This window comes from Ekhidna sp., assembly GCF_039960695.1.
GTDB lineage: Bacteria > Bacteroidota > Bacteroidia > Cytophagales > Cyclobacteriaceae > Ekhidna.
The window spans coordinates 1-2,738 of the sequence record NZ_JBDVKP010000001.1 but is presented as its reverse complement, the minus strand read 5'-3'; the positions used below and the strand labels follow the sequence as shown (position 1 = coordinate 2,738).

General features: G+C 45.2%; 2 protein-coding genes and 1 pseudogene. All 3 read right to left on the bottom strand.

All coding sequences use genetic code 11. The features are described from left to right. Window positions 1-115 precede the first annotated feature (115 nt). Entirely contained in the window at window positions 116-1,246 is a 1,131-nt protein-coding gene (locus ABJG98_RS00015; protein ID WP_348277396.1) for a DNA methyltransferase, read from the bottom strand. 18 nt (window positions 1,247-1,264) lie between these two features. After that, on the bottom strand, window positions 1,265-2,527 hold the full coding sequence (locus ABJG98_RS00010) for a hypothetical protein (RefSeq protein ID WP_348190427.1): 1,263 nt from the start codon (window positions 2,525-2,527) through the stop codon (window positions 1,265-1,267). Window positions 2,528-2,606: 79 nt separating this feature from the next. Further along, window positions 2,607-2,738, bottom strand: a pseudogene (locus tag ABJG98_RS00005) (IS3 family transposase); the annotation flags it as partial.

The window sequence follows — 2,738 nt, the reverse complement described above, 5'->3', positions numbered from 1 at the left end:
CAGTGCGCCTGTTTTTCGCCAAAATGGCGGGAATCGGGCAAGAAACACACAACTAACGGGAAAATAGTGTCTGAATCTTCGATTTTTTGCCGGTTAAACCCAAGATCGGCAAATATCAGCAGTTATTCAGACCTTCCTTAGTAAGAGACACAAGGTGCAGGCCATCTTTATAAAACCGGTCTGCTTTCGGCAATTCGCTGGTCGGAACCCAGCATTCACTCTTACCACTTTCCAACTGATAAGCTTTTTTCCTGTCTTCTTGCGTGGCGCTTTTATTGAATCGACGACCGGCGTACTCGTAATTCAAATAAACCAGCTCCCTTCTTGGCTTTTTATATATTTCGCCTGTCTCGGGATCGCTAACGGTCGTGAATGCGCGATTCAGAGTCCGCTTTTTCAGTGACGTCCCACAATGAGGACAAGGAAACGGATTTTTCTGCTCCCCTTTATTGAGATCTACAGCACCATCCCAGTAATTAAATTCCTTAGAGCAGTTCGAGCAAATAAAAACATCGCTCCACACACAGTACTGAATCACTCCCTCCTGCCCATCTTCATTCACAGTTGTGAAATATTTCTTGAATTTTTCCGTAGCTAGTTCAAGAAGTCTCGCAAACTGCCTCTCAACATCTCTACCATGTAGCTCTGCATTAACATTAGACGCGATAAAGCCTGGTAATACCGAAAGATCTAACAGAATACTATGTCGCATACCTATATTCGATTCTATTTCATTGTTAGACAATCGGACGCCGCATTCTCTCGCTGCAATCCCTGTCATGCCAGTACCACAGAATCCATCAAATACAATGTCACCTGGCTCGGTGTAATGCAGGATATATTGCCTGATAGCCTTTGGTGGGACCTTGGTGTGGTAGGAGTGCGCGTTGTAAATTGGGTCGTTTTTCCCCTCGCTCACATCGGCTGCAAAGGGCTCACGATGGTAATGATAATCTTTTGACCGCTCAGGTTTCTGCTTCTCCCACTCGGCGATGAAATCTGGGATCCACGGATTAGGGCATGCTGTGTAGTATGGCGGATCACTAAGATTCAAAATGTCTTCATCATTGCCAATGGGAAAGCCTTCGATCTTACGGAACTCTGGGTCTTGAAGCTTTTTTCTCAGTTCACCAGAAAAGTGGGCTTGGCGAGCCTCATCGCCTTCAAAAGTAATGCCAAGACAAGTCACTAGACCAGACGAATTTTGCTCAACCGACTGCTCTTGCTCAGAAAATAAGTCGTCCATATTCATAACTTGCCCCAATTATTTGCTAGCTGCGGAATCGCGTGCATTTTGCTCCTGAGCGTACTTCTTCATACCGTCCCGTAAAATTTCAAGGAAGGTGTGATTTCTACTTTCCGCGTCCGCCACGATAGCGTCAAAAGACACTACAAACGTAGGCGTTGGAACGATTCGCCCATCAGGATGTGGAGTGTCGTATTCTTGATAAAAGACACTGCCTTTGGAAAAGAGAGGAGCCCATTTTAATTGTCGCAAGCGAAGAGCCATCGTGTCATTCACCTGCATGACTGCGTAGTACCAAATTCTCTGGATATTAGGACAGTGCTCCACCAATTTTACAGCTCGATCAAGCAATTGATTGATCGCGTATATATTATCCTTCTCGTCATCGGTCTTTTTCTTGATCTCGACAACAACTACATCCACCGCCTTTGCGTCAGCTGGATCTGCAGAGAAAATCATTGCGATATCCGGTCTTCCATCCTCTGCCGTATACTCTCCACCGAGTCGTACTGCGTTGATAACAGAATCCATCCTTTTCTCGCTTAGAATCGTTTGAAAAACCATGAACTTGTCATCCAATAGCCAGGCGTTGTTCTGGTATAGCTCGGACGCGATTGATTCCTGACCAAATTCCTTATAGCGAGGGACAATTAGATTATGTATATCCGCTTCGGCGTTTTGATCCGACATTTCCTTCATGCGGCCTATAATTTTCTCTCGGTAAAGCACATATTCGGTCAGCGTTCGAGAGGACAATTCGAGTGATTTTTCGTAAGCAGCATCGCTAAGCGTTTCACATTGAAGAACTTCTTTCTGAACACGGAAAAATTTTTGCTGAGCAACGGTCAACGCGTCATCTTGGTCTATAAGCCCAACTGTATCTTGTTCAAAGTATCCCAATAGATGTGGAAACGTTTTTTCAAACTGAGCTTTGGTTTTTTCATTTCTTTCGTTAATGATCGGAATCTTTTCCGCCAGTACCCTGCCGAGCTCACGCGTCAAAAATCTATACAGACGAGCTTCCGGTATGCCTTCAGGAAGAACTAGTTTTTGACGTGAGGTATCTGAACTCGACTGAAAGATCTCAGACTCAAACAAGAACACGCATAGGTACCCGGCTGGAAACGATGAGGCTGGGAGAAGGTTGGCAGGTATAGTTCGCCCATCAATACTGAAAGCAGTGAGGCTGCTCCCCTTCCCTGTCACTTTCTCGATGTGATAAAGCATGTCTATAGATGTGATTGCGTCTAATGTGTCATCTTGAATTGTTACTTTGGCCATCGATGGCAAGTCGTCTTCCGTGACGGTTGTTTTATGAGGGAAGAACTCTTTTTGGGAATTACTCTCCCGGGTGTAGTGGTCAACTAATCCCGGACAGTATTTTAAGTTTTTCTTCCGCGACTACAGGTGGCATGCCGTCATTGAATGTATGGGGACGCTGCCGGTTGTAGTAGTCCATCAGGTAGTCACCAATATCCTTTCTTGCATCAGG

Bases quoted from the DNA above. Each gene is read 5' to 3' on its own strand.
- ABJG98_RS00015 (WP_348277396.1), bottom strand. From the start codon at position 1,246: ATGGACGACTTATTTTCTGAGCAAGAGCAGTCGGTTGAGCAAAATTCG.
- ABJG98_RS00010 (WP_348190427.1), bottom strand. From the start codon at position 2,527: ATGGCCAAAGTAACAATTCAAGATGACACATTAGACGCAATCACATCT.